Annotated in this window: 1 protein-coding gene; it reads right to left on the bottom strand. The window is 69.1% G+C overall.

Annotated elements, in window-relative coordinates:
* Positions 1 to 902: lytic transglycosylase domain-containing protein (locus BST40_RS28260; RefSeq protein ID WP_208618954.1), on the bottom strand; the 902-nt coding region annotated here is incomplete at both ends.

Below are 902 nucleotides of genomic sequence, written 5' to 3'. Positions count from 1 at the left end.
GGAGCGGCGGGCGCAGCCGGCGGTGCAATCACGATGCCCCCGAACGGCACCGGAGGACCTCCGGGCGGAACCGCCTCAGGCGGGTTCTGTGGCGTGATGCAGATCAGAGTGCACCCGGGTTGCGGCGCCTGGGGCTGTGGGGTGGGTTGTTGCAGCCACGGCCACAGCGGCGGCGGCGTGTTGGCCAGCTGCGGCGGGCCGAAGTCGATCAACGGGATGTGGCCCATCGGGTCGTAGGCGCCCAGGCCGTTGACATTCATCGGCAGGTTCGGCCCCAGCCCCTCCGGATGCTCCAGGTGTGCGTCGCCGATCGGCGGCGGCGGCCCGGTGATCGGCGGCAGGTCGACCGGCACCACGCCGGTGGCGTACGCCGCCGCCCAGCCCAGCACGTTCTGGGCATAGGGCATCGAGTTGTTGTAGCGCAAGATGGCGGCCATGACTTGCGCGGGGTCCCGCAGATTCAGTCCGCCGCTGCACAGGTAGCGAGCGGCCGCCAGGGTGGAGTCGAACAGGTTTTGCGGATCGGGTACGCCGTCGTTGTCGCCGTCGACGGCGTAACGAGCCCAGGTGCCGGGCAAGAACTGCATAGGGCCCATGGCGCGGGCGTAGGTGACCCGGTTGCCGACCATGCTTTGGATGATGACCTCGTTGCCGGGCAACGTGCCGTCGAGGGCGGGGCCGTAGATCGGGCTGACCGCGGTACCGCGTGCGTCGACGGCGCCGCCGTTAGCGTGCATCGACTCGATCCGTCCGATCCCGGCCAGCAGGTTCCAGCTGATACCGCACGCCGGCGCGGCAACGGCCATCTTCTGTTCGGCGTTGCGATAGGCCGTCAGCGCCATAATTGGAATACCAAGCGCGCCAGGTGAATTCACGATCATCGGCGGCGGTGGGGCGGAGGT

It is taken from the genome of Mycobacterium persicum, assembly GCF_002086675.1.
GTDB classification, from domain to species: Bacteria; Actinomycetota; Actinomycetes; order Mycobacteriales; family Mycobacteriaceae; genus Mycobacterium; species Mycobacterium persicum.
This window is presented reverse-complemented; position numbering and strand designations above follow the sequence as displayed.